20 protein-coding genes, 1 tRNA gene and 3 pseudogenes are annotated in these 21,402 nt (G+C 50.9%); 20 read left to right on the top strand and 4 right to left on the bottom strand.

The genetic code is table 11. The features are described from left to right. The first annotated feature begins 131 nt into the window (after positions 1–131). Both lpcA and K8W53_RS17445 read left to right on the top strand, forming a co-directional pair. Complete coding sequence (gene lpcA, locus K8W53_RS17450; RefSeq protein ID WP_000284051.1) at positions 132–710, top strand: D-sedoheptulose 7-phosphate isomerase; 579 nt, start codon at positions 132–134, stop codon at positions 708–710. 212 nt (positions 711–922) lie between these two features. Further along, on the top strand, positions 923–1,690 hold the full coding sequence (locus tag K8W53_RS17445) for a class II glutamine amidotransferase (protein WP_000333387.1): 768 nt from the start codon (positions 923–925) through the stop codon (positions 1,688–1,690). Here the strand turns inward: K8W53_RS17445 and dpaA are convergent. Beyond that, on the bottom strand, positions 1,661–2,401 hold the full coding sequence (gene dpaA, locus K8W53_RS17440) for a peptidoglycan meso-diaminopimelic acid protein amidase (RefSeq protein WP_001225658.1): 741 nt from the start codon (positions 2,399–2,401) through the stop codon (positions 1,661–1,663). The genes K8W53_RS17445 and dpaA overlap by 30 nt on opposite strands. A gap of 249 nt (positions 2,402–2,650) precedes the next feature. Between dpaA and dinB the strand changes: the two genes are divergently transcribed. The 3 genes from dinB to prfH all read left to right on the top strand — a co-directional run bounded on the left by dinB (position 2,651) and on the right by prfH (position 5,674). Further along, positions 2,651–3,706, top strand: a complete 1,056-nt coding sequence (dinB, locus tag K8W53_RS17435) for a DNA polymerase IV (protein ID WP_023223990.1) — start codon at positions 2,651–2,653, stop codon at positions 3,704–3,706. A gap of 217 nt (positions 3,707–3,923) precedes the next feature. Continuing rightward, the gene (locus K8W53_RS17430; RefSeq protein ID WP_023223991.1) at positions 3,924–5,063 is read left to right on the top strand and encodes an RNA ligase RtcB family protein; all 1,140 of its coding nucleotides are present in this window, start codon (positions 3,924–3,926) and stop codon (positions 5,061–5,063) included. Next, a complete protein-coding gene (prfH, locus tag K8W53_RS17425; protein WP_023205551.1) occupies positions 5,060–5,674 on the top strand; it encodes a peptide chain release factor H in 615 nt (204 codons plus the stop codon). Before K8W53_RS17430 ends, prfH begins: the two co-directional genes overlap by 4 nt. A 154-nt stretch (positions 5,675–5,828) precedes the next feature. Here prfH and pepD read toward each other — a convergent pair whose 3' ends face one another. Then, positions 5,829–7,286, bottom strand: coding sequence for a cytosol nonspecific dipeptidase (gene pepD, locus K8W53_RS17420; protein ID WP_001292977.1), 1,458 nt, complete (start codon positions 7,284–7,286; stop codon positions 5,829–5,831). Positions 7,287–7,534: 248 nt separating this feature from the next. On the opposite strand from pepD, the gene gpt reads away from it, so the two are divergent. From gpt to crl, 3 genes are all read left to right on the top strand, one after another. Continuing rightward, entirely contained in the window at positions 7,535–7,993 is a 459-nt protein-coding gene (gene gpt, locus K8W53_RS17415; protein ID WP_001292018.1) for a xanthine phosphoribosyltransferase, read from the top strand. Between the two features lie 88 nt (positions 7,994–8,081). Further along, the gene (frsA, locus tag K8W53_RS17410) at positions 8,082–9,326 is read left to right on the top strand and encodes an esterase FrsA (protein WP_000189586.1); all 1,245 of its coding nucleotides are present in this window, start codon (positions 8,082–8,084) and stop codon (positions 9,324–9,326) included. A 57-nt stretch (positions 9,327–9,383) separates the two neighbouring features. Further along, complete coding sequence (gene crl, locus K8W53_RS17405) at positions 9,384–9,785, top strand: sigma factor-binding protein Crl (protein WP_000174693.1); 402 nt, start codon at positions 9,384–9,386, stop codon at positions 9,783–9,785. Between the two features lie 50 nt (positions 9,786–9,835). Here crl and phoE read toward each other — a convergent pair whose 3' ends face one another. Continuing rightward, the gene (phoE, locus tag K8W53_RS17400; protein WP_001043667.1) at positions 9,836–10,888 is read right to left on the bottom strand and encodes a phosphoporin PhoE; all 1,053 of its coding nucleotides are present in this window, start codon (positions 10,886–10,888) and stop codon (positions 9,836–9,838) included. A 282-nt stretch (positions 10,889–11,170) separates the two neighbouring features. Here phoE and proB point away from each other — a divergent pair, with 282 nt between their 5' ends. The 4 genes and pseudogenes from proB to K8W53_RS17380 all read left to right on the top strand — a co-directional run. Then, complete coding sequence (gene proB, locus K8W53_RS17395; protein ID WP_001285275.1) at positions 11,171–12,274, top strand: glutamate 5-kinase; 1,104 nt, start codon at positions 11,171–11,173, stop codon at positions 12,272–12,274. Between the two features lie 11 nt (positions 12,275–12,285). Next, a complete protein-coding gene (gene proA / locus K8W53_RS17390) occupies positions 12,286–13,536 on the top strand; it encodes a glutamate-5-semialdehyde dehydrogenase (protein WP_023195644.1) in 1,251 nt (416 codons plus the stop codon). Positions 13,537–13,651: 115 nt separating this feature from the next. Beyond that, positions 13,652–13,727, top strand: a tRNA-Thr gene (locus tag K8W53_RS17385). Positions 13,728–13,890: 163 nt separating this feature from the next. Next, positions 13,891–14,145, top strand: a pseudogene (locus K8W53_RS17380) (Arm DNA-binding domain-containing protein); the annotation flags it as partial. 17 nt (positions 14,146–14,162) lie between these two features. Here the strand turns inward: K8W53_RS17380 and K8W53_RS17375 are convergent. Further along, a pseudogene (locus K8W53_RS17375) lies at positions 14,163–14,849 on the bottom strand (IS3 family transposase); the annotation flags it as partial. 91 nt (positions 14,850–14,940) lie between these two features. Between K8W53_RS17375 and K8W53_RS17370 the strand changes: the two are divergent. From K8W53_RS17370 to K8W53_RS17335, 8 genes and pseudogenes are all read left to right on the top strand, one after another. Continuing rightward, positions 14,941–15,306: pseudogene (locus tag K8W53_RS17370) on the top strand (diol dehydratase reactivase ATPase-like domain-containing protein); the annotation flags it as partial. Beyond that, positions 15,254–15,382 (top strand): diol dehydratase reactivase ATPase-like domain-containing protein, encoded by a 129-nt coding sequence (locus K8W53_RS24020; RefSeq protein ID WP_077221214.1) that lies wholly within the window; start codon positions 15,254–15,256, stop codon positions 15,380–15,382. The pseudogene K8W53_RS17370 and the gene K8W53_RS24020, both read left to right, overlap by 53 nt. A 109-nt stretch (positions 15,383–15,491) precedes the next feature. Continuing rightward, on the top strand, positions 15,492–15,815 hold the full coding sequence (locus tag K8W53_RS17360; RefSeq protein WP_001573898.1) for a DUF1889 family protein: 324 nt from the start codon (positions 15,492–15,494) through the stop codon (positions 15,813–15,815). A 341-nt stretch (positions 15,816–16,156) separates the two neighbouring features. Further along, positions 16,157–17,395 (top strand): MFS transporter, encoded by a 1,239-nt coding sequence (locus K8W53_RS17355; protein WP_077905585.1) that lies wholly within the window; start codon positions 16,157–16,159, stop codon positions 17,393–17,395. A 131-nt stretch (positions 17,396–17,526) separates the two neighbouring features. Then, positions 17,527–18,948: a 3-isopropylmalate dehydratase large subunit gene (gene leuC, locus K8W53_RS17350; protein WP_023223994.1), complete on the top strand. Its 1,422-nt coding sequence runs from the start codon at positions 17,527–17,529 to the stop codon at positions 18,946–18,948. 1 nt (position 18,949) lies between these two features. Next, positions 18,950–19,576 carry a 3-isopropylmalate dehydratase small subunit gene (gene leuD / locus K8W53_RS17345; RefSeq protein WP_000379343.1) on the top strand — a complete coding sequence of 209 codons (627 nt, stop codon included), beginning with the start codon at positions 18,950–18,952 and terminating at the stop codon, positions 19,574–19,576. A 14-nt stretch (positions 19,577–19,590) separates the two neighbouring features. Continuing rightward, positions 19,591–20,469 carry a fumarylacetoacetate hydrolase family protein gene (locus tag K8W53_RS17340; protein WP_042948200.1) on the top strand — a complete coding sequence of 293 codons (879 nt, stop codon included), beginning with the start codon at positions 19,591–19,593 and terminating at the stop codon, positions 20,467–20,469. After that, positions 20,469–21,383, top strand: coding sequence for an alpha/beta fold hydrolase (locus K8W53_RS17335; RefSeq protein ID WP_000105592.1), 915 nt, complete (start codon positions 20,469–20,471; stop codon positions 21,381–21,383). The genes K8W53_RS17340 and K8W53_RS17335 overlap by 1 nt, the downstream gene beginning before the upstream one ends. The last annotated feature ends 19 nt before the right edge of the window (positions 21,384–21,402 follow it).

Here is a 21,402-nt window from a genome sequence, read left to right as displayed (position 1 = left end):
CACATTGTTGCCGTTTTTGGGGGCACGAAAAATCAAAAGCGTGAGGCGTTAATTCGGCTTATGCTTCTCGCCTGTACTGCTATCCGGTACACTGCATACTGTCATTTACATTCATGCTGAAGGATATCCTCATGTACCAGGATCTTATTCGTAACGAACTGAACGAAGCGGCGGAAACGCTGGCTAATTTTTTAAAAGATGACGCCAATATTCACGCCATTCAGCGCGCGGCGGTCCTGTTGGCTGACAGTTTTAAAGCGGGTGGTAAGGTACTTTCCTGCGGTAACGGCGGCTCCCATTGCGATGCGATGCACTTTGCTGAAGAGCTGACAGGTCGTTATCGTGAAAATCGTCCGGGCTACCCGGCAATTGCGATTTCTGATGTTAGCCATATATCCTGCGTCAGTAATGATTTTGGCTATGACTATATTTTCTCTCGTTACGTTGAGGCGGTAGGGCGCGAAGGCGATGTCCTGTTAGGGATCTCGACGTCGGGTAACTCTGGTAACGTGATTAAAGCGATTGCCGCGGCCCGTGAAAAAGGCATGAAAGTGATCACGTTGACCGGTAAAGACGGCGGCAAAATGGCGGGAACGGCGGATATTGAAATTCGCGTACCGCACTTCGGTTATGCCGATCGTATTCAGGAAATTCATATCAAAGTGATTCATATTTTGATTCAGTTGATCGAAAAAGAGATGGTTAAATAACTATACCCGTCATACTTCAAGCTGCAGGTGCGTTGGTTGCGCTCAGAAACCCCAGTCACATAGTTATCTATGCTCCTGGGGATTTCCTCCCTTACCGCCTTCCTGCAACTCGAATTATTTAGGGTGTAGCATATTGTTTTCTTTGATATTTTGACTTTTGATTGGCTGTAAAAATTACGCCTTCCCGCTTAAGGCGTTAGTGGAGGTGATGTATGTGCGAACTGCTTGGGATGAGCGCCAATGTGCCGACGGATATCTGCTTTAGCTTCACCGGACTGGTGCAGCGTGGCGGCGGAACCGGGCCGCATAAAGACGGCTGGGGAATTACCTTTTACGAAGGAAAGGGCTGTCGCACGTTTAAAGATCCGCAACCGAGCTACCATTCGCCGATTGCGAAACTGGTACAGAATTACCCGATCAAGTCCTGCTCGGTTATCGCCCATATCCGTCAGGCTAATCGCGGTGAAGTGGCGCTGGAAAATACACACCCTTTTACCCGGGAATTATGGGGACGCAACTGGACTTATGCTCATAACGGTCAGCTCAACGGTTATAAGTCGCTGGAAACCGGTAATTTTCGTCCGGTGGGGGAAACCGACAGCGAAAAAGCGTTTTGCTGGCTATTGCATAAATTAACGCAGCGTTATCCCCGCACGCCGGGCAACATGACAGCGGTATTTAAATATATTGCGACACTGGCGACGGTATTACGTGAAAAAGGCGTTTTTAACATGCTGCTGTCAGATGGGCGATATGTGATGGCGTTTTGCTCAACCCATTTGCACTGGATCACTCGCCGGGCGCCGTTTGGCGTAGCCACGCTGGTGGATCAGGATATGGAAATTGATTTCAGCTCACAGACCACGCCAAATGACGTGGTTACCGTGATTGCTACCCAGCCGCTAACGGGGAATGAAACCTGGCAAAAGATTATGCCAGGCGAATGGGCGTTATTTTGCCTCGGAGAGCGTATAATTTGAGGCCAGCTGTGGCTGAACGACTTCGTGACTCAACGGTTTGCTCACGACGTAACGTCCATCAACGATAGAAACAGTTGGCGGCTTATGCGTCTGTTCAAAATAATCGTAGCCGGGTTTTAGCTGCGCCCAGAAATCTTTGTAATATGAATATTTATGACGCTGCATATTGGCGTCGGTCATCCGGAACGGATAAATACTCACCTGCACGCTCGGCTGACCAAAGACCAGCGCGGCGGTGACAAACTGGAAAATCTCATCAATGCCGCTGTCGGTCATGGCATAGCAGCCGACGGAAACACAGGCGCCGTGAATCATCAGATATTTACCATCATAGCCATGCGCGCGATCGTAGGCATTTGGAAAACCAATGTTGATGGCCTTATAAAAACGGCTGTCTGGCTTGAGTTGATTACGCTGAACGCTGTAAAACCCTTCCGGACTTTTAAAATCGCCCTGACGGCGTTTCGGGCCTAACCCGCCGGAATAGTTGCAAATTTTGTAGCTATCAAGCAACTGGTATTGCTCACCCATTTTGACGTAGAGATCAAGGGTGCGCTCTTCTTTAAAAATCTGAATATAGACCGGTGAGCCCATTAACTGCTGCTTATACTCTTTACTGACCGGCGTGACGGGGCTGCTGCTGCTCAGCAAACCGGCAAACGAGACGCACGGCATCAGAAGCATCGCAAGAAAAAATGCGATTTTACGCATACTGCTTGTTCCTTGATAAAACGGTTACACACGCCAGAACGGCAAAAGAGTCCCCAAATCGGAGTAATCTGGATTTGGAGCGCTCACATTAGCACCACGGCAGTTTTTCGCAAGTCCCCGTGTGTACGTTTACAATTTTCCCGCCGCTTTCGTCGTCATACCTTCGAATATGTCGCATTTTTAACGCGAATGTCTCTTTGCGCGCAATAAAACATACTGTACACTTAAACAGTATTGTGGGGGCGAGCGATGCGCAAAATCATACATGTTGATATGGACTGTTTTTTTGCCGCGGTAGAGATGCGTGATAATCCGGCGTTACGCGATATTCCCATTGCCATTGGCGGGAGTCGTGAGCGAAGAGGCGTTATCAGTACCGCCAACTATCCTGCGCGCCAGTTTGGCGTACGTAGCGCGATGCCGACCGCCATGGCGCTAAAGCTGTGCCCCCACCTCACCCTATTGCCTGGCCGCTTTGTCGCCTATAAAGAGGCTTCGCGGCATGTACGTGACATCTTTTCCCGCTACACTTCACTGATTGAACCGCTCTCGCTGGATGAAGCCTGGCTGGATGTGACTGACAGCCCGCACTGTTATGGATCGGCGACGCTGATCGCCAGGGAGATTCGTCAGACTATTTTCAATGAACTGCAACTCACCGCCTCCGCCGGCGTTGCGCCAGTGAAATTTCTGGCGAAGATCGCCTCCGATCTCAATAAACCGAACGGACAATATGTTATTACGCCAGCCGATGTACCCGGCTTTCTTAAAACGTTGCCGTTAGCCAAAATTCCAGGCGTGGGGAAAGTTTCCGCCGCCAAACTGGAAAATATGGGGTTAAGAACCTGCGGGGATATTCAACAGTGCGATCTGGCGATGCTTCTCAAACGCTTCGGTAAATTTGGCCGGGTATTATGGGAGCGTAGTCAGGGTATTGACGAGCGTGATGTTAACAGCGAAAGGCTGCGTAAATCGGTAGGCGTTGAGCGTACTCTGGCGGAGGATATTCATGAGTGGTCGGACTGCGAGGCCATTATTGAACATTTATATCCGGAACTGGAGCGTCGTCTGGCTATAGTGAAGCCCGATTTACTGATTGCCCGACAGGGCGTTAAATTAAAATTTAATGATTTTCAGCAAACCACTCAGGAACATGTCTGGCCGCAATTAAATAAAGAAGACTTAATTACCACCGCCCTTAAAACCTGGGACGAGCGTCGCGGCGAGCGCGGCGTACGGCTGGTGGGGTTACACGTAACGCTGCTCGACCCTCAGTTGGAACGACAGTTGGTGTTAGGGTTATAAGTCAGGCCATTAATTTTTATCACTATTACGATTGCGCCATCTAAATTTCAGTATTACTATACCCACGTTTTCTCATTCTCAATAACTGCAAAGGAGGTTCATCATGACACTTTATTCTCTGAACGCACTTTGCAGACCTTTCCAGGATTAATTTTCTTTTATTGCCCTGGATTAGTCTGCCATTTCCTGATTTTTTAATTCATATATGGAATGGTATATGGGCAATTATATTCGTCCTTTATCAGATGTGGTATTTTCTATCGCATCAGATAACCTGTGGATCGAAGATTCCGCGATCCAACAATTATATACGACGGCTAAGTTAACCGGTATGAAACGCGTTATCGGGATGCCAGATCTGCATCCGGGGCGCGGCTACCCTATTGGCGCAGCCTTTTTCTCGCGTGGACGCTTTTATCCGGCGCTGGTCGGCAACGATATCGGCTGCGGCATGGCGTTATGGCAAACGGATATTTTAGGGCGTAAATATAACGCCGATAAACTGGAGAAGCGGCTGGCGTCGCTGCCTGACGTGGCGGACGCGCAGTGGCTGGAGGAGAATGTCCCCGCCGCAATGCAGCATCATTCGTGGCGCTCTGCGCTGGGTTCCATTGGCGGCGGCAATCATTTTGCCGAGCTGCAGCAGGTCGATCGCATCGTCGATGCTGATTTGTTCGCTTTGTCAGGGTTGCAAAAAGCGCAGTTATTACTGCTGGTACACAGTGGTTCACGCGGTCTGGGGCAAGCTATCCTGCGTCGTCATGTGGAGGCGTTTTCGCATAACGGTTTGCCGGAAGATAGCGACGATGCGCGCCGCTACCTTGCAGAACATGACGATGCGCTGGCATTTGCCCGCAGTAATCGCGCGCTGATTGCCCGCCGGATACTGCAACAGCTCAAGGCTGAGGGCGAACCGCGGCTGGATGTGGCGCATAACTTCGTTGAACCCTGTACTGTCGCGGGTGAGGCGGGGTGGCTGCATCGTAAAGGCGCTACGCCAGATGGGCAGGGACTGGTGATTATCCCCGGCTCGCGCGGCGATTATAGCTGGCTGGTGAAACCCGTCGTCAGCGAGGAGAGCCTCTTCTCCCTGGCGCATGGCGCGGGACGCAAATGGATGCGTACTGAGTGTAAAGACCGGTTATCGGCAAAATTTACCCCGCGACAGCTCTGCCGTACCGGGATGGGTAGCCGGGTGATTTGCCGCGATCGCCAGCTCATTTATGAGGAAGCGCCGCAGGCGTATAAATCCATCGATAGCGTGGTGGATTGTCTGGCAGACGCCGGACTGATTACGCCGGTTGCCTGCCTGCGTCCGGTGCTGACGCTGAAAACCTCAGGGGAGAAAAGCGCATGATCTTACTGCAACTTTCTTCTGCGCAGGGACCGGACGAGTGTTGTCTGGCGGTAAAAAAAGCGCTGGATTGTCTGACGAAAGAAGCCGCCAGAGAAAAGGTATTGCTGACACGGCTTGAAACGGAGCCGGGACGATTACCAGACACGCTGCGTTCCGCGCTGGTCTCGCTGGACGGCGAAAAAGCTATGGCTTTCAGTGAACGTTGGTGTGGCACGTTACTGTGGATTTGTACCAGCCCGTATCGCCCGCACCATGGGCGAAAAAACTGGTACGTCGGCATTGGGCGCTTTTCCGCCGACGAACAGATGCAGTCTGATGAGATTCGTTTCGAGACTTTGCGCTCTTCCGGCCCGGGTGGGCAGCACGTTAATAAAACCGACTCGGCAGTGCGGGCCACGCACCTGGCGAGCGGGATTAGCGTGAAGGTTCAGTCGGAGCGCAGTCAACATGCGAATAAGCGTCTGGCCCGGCTGCTGATTGCCTGGCGGCTGGAACAGCAACGGCAAAATGAGTGTGCGGCGTTGAAGTCTGAAAGGCGTCTGTTCCATCATCAGATTGAGCGCGGCAATCCGCTACGGATATTTAAAGGAATGGCGTTTACGCCACAATAATTCGGTGCTACCAGCGCTGTTATAGGGCTGTCTGGCTATTCGCGTGTAGCCGCAGCGCTATTCAGCGCATCCAGGAGAGCTTATCTGGCAATGGATACCCGATATTCCATATTGATAGCCCGTCCAGAAATGGGACGGGCATTTTAGCGCTTTCTTACTTCGCAGGAATCGCTTTCAGCAATTCGGTCAGCAGAGTCCAGTAGTGGCCGACGCTTTCGATATGTACCTGCTCATCCGGAGAGTGAGGTCCGGTAATGGTAGGCCCAATAGAAACCATGTCCATATCCGGATAGGGTTTCTTAAACAGACCGCATTCCAGGCCGGCGTGGATAATCTGGATGTTCGGTGTCTTGTTGAACAGACGCTGATAGGTTTCCCGCACCAGGTGCATGACCGGCGAGTTCGCATCGGGCTGCCAGCCCGGATAGCTGCCTTTTGCTTCGGTTTTCGCGCCAGCCAGCTTGCCCAGCGAATCCAGCATACTCACCACATAATCTTTACCGCTGTCGATAAGAGAGCGAATCAGGCAGTGAATTTCGACATTCGCATCAGACATTGTGACCACGCCAACGTTCAGCGATGTTTCCACTACGCCTTTCGCCACGTCTGAATTGCGGATCACGCCGTTCGGCGTTGCGTTCAGCAGGCGCACAAAGGTATCGCGTGACGGCGCGGTCAATGCAGCTTTATCACTGGCAACCTCATTGAGTTGCAGCGTCAGGTTTTTCTCTTTTTCCGCCAGTTCGTTTTTCAGAATATCCTGGTAAGCGTTCACTAATGTTTTCAGAGCGCCTACGTTGTCTGCGGCAACGGCGAGGGTAGCGAACGCTTCGCGCGGAATCGCGTTACGCAGCGTGCCGCCGTTGAAATCGATCAGACGCAGATCCAGTTCTTCTGCGTGCCCGGCCAGAAAACGCGCCAGCAATTTGTTGGCATTGCCAAGGCCTAGGTGAATTTCACCACCGGAGTGGCCGCCTTTCAGGCCTTTCAGGGTTAGCTTAAAGCATGCAAATCCTGCGGGTACAGCTTCACGGGTCAACGGCAGATTAGAGGTAAAATCGATGCCGCCTGCGCAGCCCATATAGATCTCACCTTCTTCTTCAGAGTCGGTGTTGATCAGGATGTCGGCCTGCAACCAGCCGGACTGGAGGCCGAACGCGCCATCCATGCCCGCTTCTTCGGTCATGGTCAGCAGCACTTCCAGCGGGCCGTGGACGACATTATCGTCAGCCAGTACCGCTAACGCAGAAGCCATTCCAATACCATTGTCGGCGCCGAGCGTAGTACCGCGCGCTTTAACCCATTCGCCATCAATGTAAGGCTGGATAGGATCTGTAGTGAAGTCGTGAACGGTGTCGCTATTTTTTTGCGGCACCATATCCAGATGCGCCTGTAAAACGACCGGCTTGCGATTTTCCATACCTGCAGTGGCGGGCTTACGGATCAGAATATTACCGACCTGGTCGCGATCCACGTAAAGGCCTTTCTCCTTGGCCCAACTCACAATATGTTCCGCGAGTTGCTCTTCGTGATAGGACGGGTGAGGAATAGAACAGATTTTGGCAAAAATATCCCACAAAGGTTGTGGTGATAACTGAGACAGTTCAGACACGATAAGTCTCCTTGGCGGTGGTCTGAAAAACGTTCTTACAGGCCACAGGGTTAGCGGAATTGATAACTCTTACGAGATGCGACTGAGAATACCACTTTCTCCGCCTGCGGGTAGTATAAAGCATACAAAAAGAGGCGTGGATTCCGCTAAACACTGGTTTTTAGCGCGTCAGGTCTCTATAATCTCGCGCAACTATTTCCCCCTCGAACACTTTTTAAGCCGTAGATAAACAGGCTGGGACACTTCACATGAGCGAAAAATACGTCGTCACCTGGGACATGTTGCAGATTCACGCACGCAAACTGGCGAGCCGCCTCATGCCTTCAGAACAATGGAAAGGCATTATTGCCGTAAGTCGTGGCGGCCTTGTACCGGGCGCACTACTGGCGCGTGAATTGGGCATTCGTCATGTCGATACCGTATGCATCTCCAGCTACGATCACGATAACCAGCGCGAACTGAAAGTGCTGAAACGTGCAGAAGGCGACGGCGAAGGCTTTATCGTCATCGACGATCTGGTCGATACCGGCGGCACCGCCGTCGCGATTCGCGAAATGTACCCTAAAGCGCATTTCGTCACGATTTTCGCTAAACCGGCGGGCCGTCCGCTGGTTGATGATTATGTTATTGATATTCCTCAGAACACCTGGATTGAGCAGCCCTGGGATATGGGTGTGGTATTTGTACCGCCGATTTCAGGTCGTTAATCAGCAGTTTTTCAGAGCGCCCGGCAATGCCGGGCGCTGTTTTATTGGTTACAATAAGCCTCTATGAGTATCCAAGGAGGCTGCACGAATGACACAGGCTAACCTCAGCGAAACCCTGTTCAAACCCCGCTTTAAACATACTGAAACGTCTACCCTTGTCCGTCGGTTCAATCGTGGGTCGCAGCCGCCCATGCAATCCGCGCTGGACGGTAAGAACGTTCCGCACTGGTATCGCATGATAAACCGCCTGATGTGGATTTGGCGCGGCGTTGACCCACGAGAAATCCTTGATGTGCAGGCGCGCATTGTGATGAGCGACGCAGAGCGAACGGATGATGATTTATACGATACGGTCATCGGTTACCGCGGCGGCAACTGGATTTATGAGTGGGCAAAGCAGGCGATGGACTGGCAGCAGAAAGCCTGTCAGGAACAGGACGCCATGCGCAGCGGACGCTACTGGCTTCATGCCTCAACGCTCTATAACATTGCCGCCTACCCGCATTTGAAGGGCGATGAGCTGGCGGAGCAGGCGCAGGCGCTGGCGAATCGCGCCTATGAAGAGGCCGCGCAGCGGTTGCCCGGCTCGTTACGTGAAATGGAATTTGCCGTTCCTGGCGGTTCGCCTGTCACCGCGTTTTTACATATGCCGAAAGGGGATGGTCCGTTTCCGACGGTGCTCATGTGCGGCGGCCTGGACGCCATGCAAACCGACTATTACACCCTGTATGAACGCTATTTCGCGCCGCGCGGTATCGCGATGTTAACGCTTGATATGCCTTCGGTTGGATTTTCATCAAAGTGGAAATTAACCCAGGATTCCAGCTTGCTCCACCAGCATGTGTTAAAAGCGCTTCCTAATGTCCCCTGGGTGGATCATACCCGTGTTGCGGCGTTTGGTTTCCGTTTTGGCGCCAACGTTGCGGTGCGTCTGGCCTATCTGGAAGCGCCGCGTTTGAAAGCGGTGGCTTGCCTGGGGCCGGTGGTCCATGCGCTACTTAGCGATCCGCAACGACAGAGCACGGTGCCGGAGATGTATCTGGATGTTCTGGCCAGCCGTCTGGGTATGCATGATGCTTCGGATGAGGCGCTACGTGTGGAGCTCAATCGCTATTCGTTGAAAGTACAGGGGCTACTGGGCAGACGTTGTCCTACGCCAATGCTTTCCGGCTTCTGGAAAAACGATCCCTTCAGCCCGGAAGAAGAGTCTCGCTTAATTACAACATCATCTTCAGACGGTAAGCTGATAGAGATCCCTTTTAACCCGGTGTACCGCAATTTTGACCACGCGCTGCAAGAAATTACCGACTGGATTAATCATAGATTGTGTTAATAGATTGATAAATTCTATTGATTTGGTAAAACAGTTGCTTCATTAAAGGAGATCGCAATGACGTTACCGAGTGGACACCCGAAAAGTAGATTGATCAAGAAATTTACCGCGCTTGGCCCCTATATCCGGGAAGGGCAGTGTGAAGACAATCGTTTTTTTTTCGATTGCCTGGCAGTTTGCGTCAACGTGAAGCCCGCGCCAGAGAAGCGTGAATTTTGGGGCTGGTGGATGGAGCTGGAAGCACAAGAGAAACGCTTCACTTATCGTTATCAGTTTGGTTTGTTTGATAAAGAGGGCAACTGGACCGCAGTGCCGATTAACGAAACCGAAGTGGTGGAGCGACTGGAATACACGCTACGCGAGTTTCATGAAAAGCTACGCGACCTGCTGATTTCTATGGAGCTGGCGCTGGAGCCGTCTGACGATTTCAACGACGAGCCGGTAAAACTGTCGGCATAACCCTGCTGTCATGCCTGATGGCGTAGCGCCATCAGGCACAATGCGACTTATCAGAACTGGTAGGTCAACCCTATTGCCACAATATCATCGTCATTAATGCCTAACGTGTTATCGCTATCAAGCTGATTGATTTTGTAATCTACAAACGCGGACATATTTTTGTTGAAATAATAGGTTGCACCAACGTCAATGTAATTCACCAAATCCTCACTGCCGACGCCCTCAATATCTTTGCCTTTTGACAGCACATAGCCTAATGACGGACGCAGACCAAAATCAAACTGATACTGGATAACTGCCTCGAAGTTTTGGGTTTTATTGGCAAATCCGCCGGAAACTGGCGTCATGTTGCGGGTTTCTGAATAGAAGGTCGCAATATAAATATCATTCGCGTCATACTTTACACCCGTAGCCCATGCTTCGGCTTTATCGCCCGTACCGCGGCGCTGCAGATTTTGCTCCCTGGTGCGATCGGAGAGAGTATAAGCGCCGCTGACGGCAAAATCGCTGCCGCCGAAATCATAGCTCACGGATGTGCCGAAGCCGTCGCCGTTTTGCTTTTTCACATCGCGATCTTCGTTTTTCCCCTGATACTGTAAGGTAAGATCCAGTCCATCAACGATGCCGAAGAAATCGGTATTGCGGTAAGTCGCCAGCCCGCTGGCGCGTTTAGTCATAAAATTATCGGTCTGAGCGGAAGAGTCGCCGCCGAATTCGGGAAACATATCCGTCCAGGCTTCAACATCGTACAGCGCGCCCAGGTTACGTCCATAGTCAAAAGAACCGATATCTTTTAATTTCAGGCCAGCAAAGGCCAGGCGGGTTTTTTGCTGGGACGAATCACTTTCGGCTTTATTACCGGCAAACTCAGCTTCCCAGCGCCCGTAGCCGGTCAATTGATCGTTAATTTGCGTTTCGCCTTTAAAACCAAAACGAACGTAGCTTTGATCGCCATCTTTGCTGTCATAATCGCTCATATAGTGCATGGCTTTAACTTTTCCATACACATCAAGCTTATTACCGTTTTTATTGTAAACCTCGGCGGCGTGAACAGATGCTGATGCGATGATACTCACCACTATTGCCAGAGTGCTCTTATTCATTTCCATTCCTGTTTTAATTACGCGCTATGATTTGTCGGGAGACCCGGTAAAAAACAGGAAGGTTTTTAACGTTCGGTAATGAAAGATTTATGACAAAGTGAGAATTTTTTTAAAAAAATATGTTTAATTGTTGCGGTAATAAAATGGTCAAATTCCGCCGCTACGCTTGCTGATCCTGCGCAACAAAATTTCACGCTACGCGTACAGGTTGTTGGCAACCGGAGCCAGTCCTGCTAAAACGTTCATTTGGTCTTTATTTCTTATTTTGAACGGCAGAGAATCATGAGTGACAGCCAGACGCTGGTCGTAAAACTCGGCACCAGCGTGCTAACAGGCGGATCGCGCCGCCTGAACCGTGCCCATATCGTAGAACTTGTCCGCCAGTGCGCGCAGCTACACGCCGCGGGACATCGTATTGTTATTGTTACCTCTGGCGCGATTGCCGCCGGACGTGAACATCTCGGCTACCCGGAACTGCCGGCAACGATCGCCTCTAAACAGCTTCTGGCTGCGGTAGGGCAAAGCCGTCTGATTCAACTGTGGGAGCAGTTGTTTTCAATTTACGGTATCCATATCGGGCAGATGCTGTTGACGCGTGCGGATATGGAAGACAGAGAGCGCTTTCTGAACGCCCGCGATACGCTGCGTGCATTACTGGATAACCATATTGTGCCGGTTATCAATGAAAATGATGCCGTTGCGACAGCGGAAATTAAAGTGGGCGATAACGATAACCTCTCCGCGCTGGCGGCGATCCTGGCAGGCGCGGATAAACTGCTGCTGCTGACCGATCAGCAAGGATTATTTACCGCCGATCCGCGTAGCAATCCGCAGGCGGAGCTTATCAAAGATGTGTATGGCGTTGACGATGCGCTGCGCTCTATCGCGGGAGACAGCGTTTCCGGGCTGGGAACCGGTGGTATGAGCACTAAGCTTCAGGCGGCAGACGTAGCCTGTCGCGCGGGTATTGATACGATTATTGCCTCAGGCAGTAAACCGGGCGTGATCGGCGATGTGATGGAGGGGATTTCCGTCGGCACCCGTTTTCATGCGCAAGCCTCGCCGCTGGAGAACCGCAAACGTTGGATCTTCGGCGCGCCGCCGGCAGGTGAAATTACGGTTGATGAAGGCGCGACCGCGGCAATGCTGGAACGTGGCAGTTCACTTCTGCCAAAAGGCATCAAAAGCGTGACGGGTAATTTCTCGCGGGGGGAGGTCATCAGAATTTGTAACCTGCAAGGGCGTGATATCGCTCATGGCGTCAGCCGTTATAACAGTGATGCTCTGCGGCGGATAGCCGGTCACCACTCTCAACAAATCGATGCGATTCTGGGCTATGAATATGGCCCGGTCGCTGTTCATCGTGATGACATGATTACTCGATAAGGAACAGGCATATGCTGGAACAAATGGGCATTGCTGCTAAAGCGGCGTCGTATAAGCTGGCGCTGCTCTCCAGCGGCGAAAAAAATCGCGTGCTGGAAAAAATAGCCGATGAACTGGAAGCGCAAATGGAAAGTATCCTCAGCGCGAACGTACAAGATGTTGAGCAGGCGCGAGCCAATGGCCTGAGCGAAGCGATGCTGGACCGCCTGGCGCTGACCCCTGCGCGTCTGAAAGCGATTGCTGACGATGTGCGCCAGGTCTGTAATCTCGCCGACCCGGTCGGGCAGGTGATCGACGGCGGTCTGCTGGACAGCGGGCTACGTCTGGAGCGCCGCCGCGTGCCGTTGGGCGTGGTTGGCGTTATCTATGAGGCGCGTCCGAATGTTACCGTTGATGTGGCTTCTTTGTGTCTGAAAACCGGTAATGCGGTGATTCTACGCGGTGGGAAAGAGACGCATCGCACGAATGCCGCAACCGTTCGTGTCATTCAGAAGGCGCTGAAAGCTTGCGGTTTACCGGAGGCGGCGGTTCAGGCGATTGATAATCCGGACCGTTCGCTGGTCAATGAAATGCTGCGTATGGATAAGTACATCGATATGCTGATCCCGCGCGGCGGCGCAGGCTTGCATAAACTGTGCCGCGAGCAATCCACCATTCCGGTGATTACCGGCGGGATTGGCGTGTGCCATATTTTTGTTGATAGCAGCGCAGACATCGCCCCGGCGCTGAAGATTATTGTCAACGCCAAAACCCAGCGCCCGAGCACCTGTAACACGGTGGAAACCTTGCTGGTGCATCAGGACATCGCAGAACGCTTTTTGCCTGTGCTGAGCAAGCAGATGGCGGAGAGCGGCGTGACGTTGCATGGGGATGAAACCGTCATGCAGGTACTGCATGGCCCTGCCAAACTGGTGCCGCTGAAACCGGAAGAGCTGGATAACGAGTTTCTGTCTCTGGATCTGAACGTTGTGGTGGTCGAAAATATGGATGGCGCTATCGCCCACATTCGCGAACATGGTACTCAGCACTCCGATGCGATTTTGACGTGTGATATGCATAATGCTGCGCGTTTCGTGAACGAAGTGGATTCCGCTGCGGTTTATGTCAACGCCTCTACCCGTTTTACCGACGGCGGGCAGTTTGGGCTTGGCGCAGAAGTGGCGGTCAGCACGCAGAAATTACATGCCCGCGGTCCGATGGGGCTTGAAGCGCTTACCACCTATAAGTGGATCGGCTTTGGCGATGGTACGATTCGTGCGTAATTAATGACGAGCGGTGCAAAAATAGCCGGTTGAGTAGCAAGGCTATTGACGCACCGCCCGGTTAGTTTTAACCTTCTACCCCGTGATTCACCCGCGTGAACACACCCTTCTCAGGGCCGATATAGCTCAGTTGGTAGAGCAGCGCATTCGTAATGCGAAGGTCGTAGGTTCGACTCCTATTATCGGCACCATCTCAAGTTCCTCAAACGTCCGTATTCATCCATAAATACACTGATTTATAAAGATTTTATTGCTTTTTTGTCCATCACCGTCCGTAACCATCCAGTAGAATCCGACACTGAATGTGTATAGGATTGTGTATATGTTCCTGTTCGGTCTTGGATTCCTGTACACATGCCTTTAAACGATATGCAGATTCGCCGCGCTAAGCCTGAAACTAAAGCCTATACACTCGGAGATGGGCAAGGGTTGTCATTGCTAATTGAACCTAATGGAAGCAAGAGCTGGCGGTTCCGTTATCGTTTTGCCGGTAAGCCAAAAATGATCTCGCTGGGTGTGTATCCGACGATCACACTTGCAGATGCCAGTTCTCGTCGTGATGATGCCCGAAAACTTGTGGCAGAAGGAAAGAGCTGTGATCCTACCCGCGTAATATGGGCACAACCCTAAGCGAGGTTCTGGTTTTCAAATTGTTCCGGACTGAGACCGCCACAGGCACTGTGACGACGCCACCGATTGTAATCACACTCACTATAATTAAACACTGCTGTCCGCATTATTTCCCGGCTGACAAAGTCCTCTCCGTGGATACATTCCCCCCTCAGCGTATGGAAGAAGCTTTCCGCACAGGCATTGTCGTAACAACAACCTCTGGCGCTCATACTTCCCCGCAGATTATGGCGCTTCAGTAAGCTCTGGTAATCCGTTGAACAGTACTGACCGCCTCTGTCTGTATGCACGATGACATTTTCCGGACATTTACGCCGCCACAGCGCCATCTGTAACGCATCGCAGGCAAGCTGTGCTGTCATCCGCGAAGACATCGACCAGCCAATGACTGACCGCGACCACAGATCGATAACCACGGCCAGATAAAGCCAGCCTTCACCAGTGCGAAGATACGTGATGTCACCCACCCACTTCTGATTCGGGCCGCTGGCGTAAAAGTCCTGCTTCAGCAGATTCTCTGAGACTGGCAGACCATGTTTGCGGTAACTGACCGGACGGAACCGGCGTGAGGCTTTCGCCCGCAGCCCCTGCCGACGCAGGCTGGCCGCCACGGTTTTCACGTTGAACTGGTAACCCTGAGCACGAAGCTCATCCGTCAGGCGTGTGCTGCTTACGTGGCTTTTTAGTGGTTGATGCAGGTTTTGTCATGTGAGTCACCTCTTACTTGTGAGTTTACTCACTTAGTCGCGTGTCCACTATTGCTGGGTAAGATCAATGGCCTCGCTGACCAGTCATGACATGAACGCCGTGCATATCCAGGATCTTCTTGCGGTGGATACGTTTATTCCCCGCGCGGTACAGGGTGGCATTGCCGGGGAATGTTCAATGGAAAACGCCGTTGGCATTGCGGCGATGGTGAAATCCGATCGCTTACAGATGCAGGCTATCGCCAGCGAGCTAAGCGCCCGGTTAAATACCCCAGTTGAAGTCGGTGGTGTGGAAGCCAACATGGCTGTGGCTGGCGCGTTAACGACGCATGGATGCGCCGTGCCGCTGGCGATCCTCGATTTAGGCGCAGGATCCACCGATGCCGCCATTATCAATAACGATGGCGCAGTACGGCGTTGTCGCCGGGCAGGGTAATATCCGTGGTACTGAAGGCCCGCGCAATGCGGTAGCGACCGGGCTGGTTTTAGCCGGAGAAGCCAAAAAATAGCGCAGAAAACAGCCGCGCAAGCGTTTAGCTGCGGGGTAAGTCAAAGAAAGGCGATGTTCTCTTTGATATCCCGGCGGAGTTGGGTACATAGTATCAAGGTGTCTCTCACGTGGTTAATTTTAAGGATAAGAGCATGCCAACAGCAATTGAAAAAGCCTTGGATTTTATTGGTGGTATGAACACTTCGGCGTCAGTACCCCATTCAATGGATGAAAGTACCGCTAAGGGAATTTTAAAGTATTTGCATGACTTAGGTGTGCCAGCGAGTCCGGAAGTTGTGATGGCAAGGGGTGAGCAGGAGGGATGGAATCCTGAGTTCACGAAAAAAGTGGCCGGATGGGCAGAAAAAGTCGCCTCCGGTAACCGCATCCTTATCAAAAACCCAGAGTATTTTTCGACCTATATGCAGGAGCAGCTCAAAGAACTCGTGTGAGCTGACTATCGAATAAAACGCTAACGGACGTTTCCATCTAAGGATGGCGGCGTCCAGAAGGGGTTGCCAGTGACAGTTTTGGACTGCCGATTCATTTCTTTTCGTCAAATTAATGTCTATATATTTATTGAATAAATATATAGTTCATAACTTACTACGTTGCCATTACCGCGTCATTCTTAGATGATCTACATTTCATAAAACACTTGATTCCATTTTGTCTCTATTAAGAAAAATAAAATGTGAACGCTGTCAATTCTGTAAACGTAAAAGATAAATATTGTATACACGGATGTTTGTTGGCAAACAGGCAGATGGCAATCAGGATCTTTTACGGAACATTGTGTATGAAAAATAATATTGAAGAGACAATAGGTAAGTACTTGCCTATTTTAATGATATTACCTCTGGCGGGTTTGGCAGAGTTAGCTTCTTTATATTCAATCCAGGCTTTATTACCAAAGTTAAGTGAGGTTTATAATATCCCATTGAATCAGGTAGGGATGATTTTGTCTGCTGAGGTGGGGTTTCTGGCATTAGCCATGTTATTTAGCGGCACGTTATCTGACCGTTTTGGGCGAAAGCCAATCATTTTTTATTCGTTGCTGGCAGGAGGTATTTTAACTCTATTGTGCGCAACTGCATCATCATGGCCGATGCTGGTGGTATACCGCGCTTTGCTCGGCATTGCAGTAAGTGGTATTACGGCGGCCGTTACAGTCTATATCAGTGAAGAAGTCTCTCCTGCTTTGGCAGGGATTGTTACTGGATATTTTATTTTTGGCAATTCGCTAGGGAGTATGTCTGGTCGTGTGTTTGCAACTTTGATGATGGAGCATGTATCTATAGATACGATTTTCTTTATCTTCGGTGGTGTTCTGATTGCTATGGCACTCGCGGTGAAGTTGTTTCTCCCGACATCCCGACAGTTTGTTCCTACACCTTCACTACAGCTTGGTGCAGTGTTGAAAGGCGGGTTGGAACATTTTAAGAATATCCGAGTATCATTATGTTTTGTCATTGGATTTATTCTTTTCGGCTCTTTTACGTCCATCTTTAATTTTCTGGCGTTTTACCTGCATCGACCGCCTTATGAGCTGAGCTACACCTGGATAGGTTTGATTCCAGTTAGCTTCTCATTAACTTTTTTTCTTGCGCCATATGCTGCCCGTGTCGCGTTGAATATTGGGTCGATGAATGCGCTCAGTATGCTGATCATCTGTATGATGGTCGGTGCATTTCTCACGCTAATCGCCCCTTCTCTGTGGGTTTTCATTTCAGGTATCGTTTTACTGTCAGTCGCATTTTTCTCTGCTCATTCCACCGTATTAGCCTGGGTCAGTTCACGGAGTCCAAACGCAAAAGGACAGGCGACATCGTTTTATCTGCTTTGCTACTACTCTGGCGGTGCAGTAATGGGGTATTTAAACGGGTATCTTTTCTCCTGGCAGGGATGGAATGCTATTGCGGCATCATGTCTGATGATGCTGGGGATAGGATTATTTATCTGCCGGTTTATTTTCGCAAAATATGAGAAACAACCGCAAATCAAAACACAGTCAGTTCAGGAGAGTTTCTGATTATAGACACGAAGTGTGTTTTTATACTTTCCATAATGGAATCATCATTTTTTCATTAATGTGTCACTATAGCTAAAAGCTTAAATTGTGAATATTTGGCTACCCGGATATTCGTTGCTCCAGGAATATATATGTCTGCTAAAACGCTGTATGAAAAATTAGTTGAGTCACATACCATTCGTGAACTTGATAACGAAGGACATGTTTTACTTTATATTGATCGTTCAATACTGAATGAATATACCAGCCCGCAGGCATTTAGCGGGTTAAGAGAACGCGGTCGCACCGTTCGGCACCCCGACACGTTTTTATTGAATATTGACCATGTTAATCCCACGCGGTCGCAACGGGATATCTTAATGACCGATCCGGGAGGACAGCTACAGGTTGATTACTTTCGGGAAAATGCCGCTGACTTTGGCATCACATTATTTGATGTGCTGGATCCGCGTCAGGGGATTGAACACGTGGTTGCTCATGAACAAGGGCTAGTGATGCCTGGCATGGTGATCGCCGCCGGGGATAGTCACACGACAACCTACGGTGCATTTGGCGCGCTGGGCTTTGGTATCGGGACGTCGGAAATTGAACATCTGCTGGCCACGCAGACGCTGGTTTACCGCAAGCTCAAAACCATGCGCGTAAGTGTTCAGGGAGAGCTACCTTTCGCCTGTTCCGCAAAAGATATTGTTCTTGAATTGCTTGAACGTATTGGCGCTGATGGCGCGACGGGATATGCCATTGAATTTGTGGGTGAGGCCATCAGCGCGTTGAGCGTTGAAGGACGAATGACGCTCTGCAACATGGCGGTAGAAGCGGGGGCGCGTGGTGCCATTATTGCGCCGGATAAAAAGGTTTTTGACTATATCTACGGTAAACCGCAAATGCCTGTAGGTGAACTCTGGCAGCAGGCATTGCTGGAATGGTCACAGTTGAGCAGCGATGCTGATGCGGTATTTGATAAGACGGTGGCGATCAACTGCCATGATCTTGAGCCTAAAGTCACCTGGGGAATCAGTCCGGATCAAACAGGTTCCATCACCGGACGTGTCCCTTTCCCGGAACAGGAAACCAATCCGCTTAAACGCCTGGCGCTTGAGAAGGCCCTTCATTACATGGGATTAACGGCTGGCATGTTGCTGAAAGATATTCGTATCTCTCACGCTTTTATTGGTTCATGCACAAATGGTCGCATTGAGGATTTGCGTGCCGTTGCGAAGGTGCTTGAAGGGCGCAAAATCGCCAGCCATGTTCGCGGGATCATTGTGCCTGGTTCAACAATGGTAAGACGCCAGGCGGAAGAAGAAGGACTGGCGAAAATCTTTATTGCTGCCGGTTTTGAATGGCGGCAGTCGGGTTGCTCAATGTGCCTTGCGATGAATGAAGATGTGTTGTCGCCCGGCGATCGCTGTGCATCAGGTACGAACCGTAATTTCCCTGGACGACAGGGCGCTGGAGCAAGAACGCATTTGATGAGCCCGGCGATGGTTGCGGCGGCGGCGGTAGAGGGGCATCTGGTCGATGTTCGGCCATTACTTCAGGCAGGGGAATAAGATGGATACGTTTAAGCAAATCAGCGGGCGAATTGCGCCGATGCTGGAACCGAATATCGACACTGATGTGATTATGCCAAAACAGTTCCTGAAAGGGATCGATCGCCAGGGGCTGGATAAAGGGGTGTTTTTCGATCGTCGCTTTATGGCTGGCGGCCAACCAAATCCTGATTTTATTCTGAACATGCCGGGCTGGCAGAGCGCGACATTCCTGCTGGTTGGCCCCAATTTTGGCTGTGGATCGAGTCGTGAACACGCCGTATGGGGATTAAAACAACTGGGAGTACGGGGGCTGATAGGTAGCACATTTGCAGGTATTTTCGATGATAACTGCCAACGCAACGGGATCCTCACGGTCTCATTAGATGAACCTGCTTTGGCGCGCCTGGCGCAGCTTGCCGCGAGTGCTGATACCAATTCTATCACTGTTTCACTCGATCGCTGCGAAATTACGACGGCAGAGGAAACGATCTCCTTTGTGATCAGTGAACTCAAACGGGCGATGCTGGCCGCAGGCGAAGATGCGATAGCCTGGACATTGCAATACTTGCCGGAGATTGAAAATTTTGAGGTTGCGCATTATTCACGGCGGCCGTGGTTAAAACGCCCTGCATCCCCGCGCGGTTAAGGAAGAAGACAGCAATGAAACTGGTTCAATATCTTGTGAACGGTGGCAAACGCTACGGCATTATGCAGGAAACCGGAATAATTGATCTCTCGCAGCGGCTTGGCGACAAATATCCCACTTTGAAATCTCTACTGTGCGCTAATGCGCTGACGGATGCGGCGTTATGGTGTGATGAGCCGGCGGATTATTACTACCAGGAAGTCACTTTTCTGCCGGTGATTGACGATCCGCAGAAGATCATCTGTGTCGGAATGAATTACGCCGATAAGCGTATTGAGTTTAATGAAACCAACCCGGCCCCAACCCTTTTTGTCCGCTTTGCGGATTCTCAGACCGGGCATAATGGCCTGCTGCTGAAGCCTGAAAATACCAATGAGTTTGACTACGAAGGTGAATTAGCCGTAGTGATTGGGCGGCGATGCTCCCGGGTCAGCGCTGAGGATGCTTTAGATTATGTCGCCGGATACAGCTGCTATATGGATGGTTCAGTGAGGGACTGGCAGCATAGCTGGTTTACGGCTGGAAAAAACTGGCCTTCGACAGGATCATTCGGTCCGTGTCTGGTGACCACAGACGACATTCCCGATCCCCAGATGCTACGTTTACTGACACGACTAAACGGGCGGGAGGTGCAGAACGAATCTACGGCAAATATGATCCATCCTATCGCTTCACTCATTGCTTATATAAGCACCTTTACTCCGCTTTCCCCTGGCGACACGATCCTCACAGGGTCGCCTGGTGGAGTGGGCAAAAAACGCGTTCCACCGCTGTTTTTACACGATGGTGATGTTATTGAAGTTGAGATTGAACATATTGGAACCCTGCGCAATGTCGTCCGGGATAGCCGTTATTTAACATCATCTGTTAGCTGGCATGACGGGAGAAAGTGATGAGTACACTGATTGAATGCGGCGCCTCTCCGTTTATTCCGGGGTTTGCGCTCAAGGATGTTCGTCTGGAAAATGGTCTGACGGTAAGAGTGGCTATCGGAGGCAGCGGTTCACCTTTGGTACTGCTACATGGGCATCCGCAGAATCATACAACATGGCGGAAAGTCGCACCGACATTGGCGCAAAATCATACAGTCATTTTGCCGGATTTGCGTGGCTATGGCGACAGCGATAAACCAACGAGCGATCCGGCGCACCGTACCTATTCAAAGCGCACCATGGCGCAGGATATCGTCATGTTAATGGACGCGCTCGGCTTTTCCCGTTTTGCCTTTGTAGGGCATGATCGTGGCGGACGCGTAGGACACAGGCTCGCGCTGGATTATCCGGATCGTGTGACCTGTTGTACTTTTATCGACATTGCTCCAACCGCGACGATGTACGCCTTGACCGATAAATCCTTTGCTACGCGTTACTTTTGGTGGTTTTTCCTGATTCAACCTTTCCCGTTACCCGAAACGATGATTGCGCACGATCCGGCATTTTTTCTGCGTAAGCATATTTCTGGCCAGCTAAAAATAGAGGGCGCGACCTCGCAGGAAGCATTCAATGAATACCTGCGCTGTTACCAGAACCCTGAGATGATCCACGCGATCTGTGAGGACTACCGGGCTGCTGCGACGATTGATTTGGACGATGATGCCGCAGATACGTCGGCGCGTATCCGGTGTCCGTTACAGTTGCTGTGGGGAGGGCTGGGAACGGTAGGGCAACTATATGATGTGGTTGGTACCTGGAAAGAAAAGGCGCTAAACGTTCAAGGGGAAGCATTGCCTTGCGGACACTCTCCGCAGGAAGAGTGTCCTGAGTACTTTATCCAGAAACTTCAGTCCTTTTTACATTCAGTGTTATAACTCGGTCATCCTTTGCAAC

Origin of the sequence: Salmonella sp. A29-2 (assembly GCF_020150755.1) — a bacterium.
Classification (GTDB): Bacteria; Pseudomonadota; Gammaproteobacteria; order Enterobacterales; family Enterobacteriaceae; genus Salmonella; species Salmonella enterica.
The sequence above is the reverse complement of the archived record's forward strand: the minus strand, read 5'-3'. Positions and strand labels throughout refer to the sequence as shown.

Bases quoted from the DNA above. Each gene is read 5' to 3' on its own strand.
- lpcA (WP_000284051.1), top strand. From the start codon at position 132: ATGTACCAGGATCTTATTCGTAACGAACTGAACGAAGCGGCGGAAACG.
- K8W53_RS17445 (WP_000333387.1), top strand. From the start codon at position 923: ATGTGCGAACTGCTTGGGATGAGCGCCAATGTGCCGACGGATATCTGC.
- dpaA (WP_001225658.1), bottom strand. From the start codon at position 2,401: ATGCGTAAAATCGCATTTTTTCTTGCGATGCTTCTGATGCCGTGCGTC.
- dinB (WP_023223990.1), top strand. From the start codon at position 2,651: ATGCGCAAAATCATACATGTTGATATGGACTGTTTTTTTGCCGCGGTA.
- K8W53_RS17430 (WP_023223991.1), top strand. From the start codon at position 3,924: ATGGGCAATTATATTCGTCCTTTATCAGATGTGGTATTTTCTATCGCA.
- prfH (WP_023205551.1), top strand. From the start codon at position 5,060: ATGATCTTACTGCAACTTTCTTCTGCGCAGGGACCGGACGAGTGTTGT.
- gpt (WP_001292018.1), top strand. From the start codon at position 7,535: ATGAGCGAAAAATACGTCGTCACCTGGGACATGTTGCAGATTCACGCA.
- frsA (WP_000189586.1), top strand. From the start codon at position 8,082: ATGACACAGGCTAACCTCAGCGAAACCCTGTTCAAACCCCGCTTTAAA.
- crl (WP_000174693.1), top strand. From the start codon at position 9,384: ATGACGTTACCGAGTGGACACCCGAAAAGTAGATTGATCAAGAAATTT.
- phoE (WP_001043667.1), bottom strand. From the start codon at position 10,888: ATGAATAAGAGCACTCTGGCAATAGTGGTGAGTATCATCGCATCAGCA.
- proB (WP_001285275.1), top strand. From the start codon at position 11,171: ATGAGTGACAGCCAGACGCTGGTCGTAAAACTCGGCACCAGCGTGCTA.
- proA (WP_023195644.1), top strand. From the start codon at position 12,286: ATGCTGGAACAAATGGGCATTGCTGCTAAAGCGGCGTCGTATAAGCTG.
- K8W53_RS24020 (WP_077221214.1), top strand. From the start codon at position 15,254: ATGCCGCCATTATCAATAACGATGGCGCAGTACGGCGTTGTCGCCGGG.
- leuC (WP_023223994.1), top strand. From the start codon at position 17,527: ATGTCTGCTAAAACGCTGTATGAAAAATTAGTTGAGTCACATACCATT.
- leuD (WP_000379343.1), top strand. From the start codon at position 18,950: ATGGATACGTTTAAGCAAATCAGCGGGCGAATTGCGCCGATGCTGGAA.
- K8W53_RS17340 (WP_042948200.1), top strand. From the start codon at position 19,591: ATGAAACTGGTTCAATATCTTGTGAACGGTGGCAAACGCTACGGCATT.
- K8W53_RS17335 (WP_000105592.1), top strand. From the start codon at position 20,469: ATGAGTACACTGATTGAATGCGGCGCCTCTCCGTTTATTCCGGGGTTT.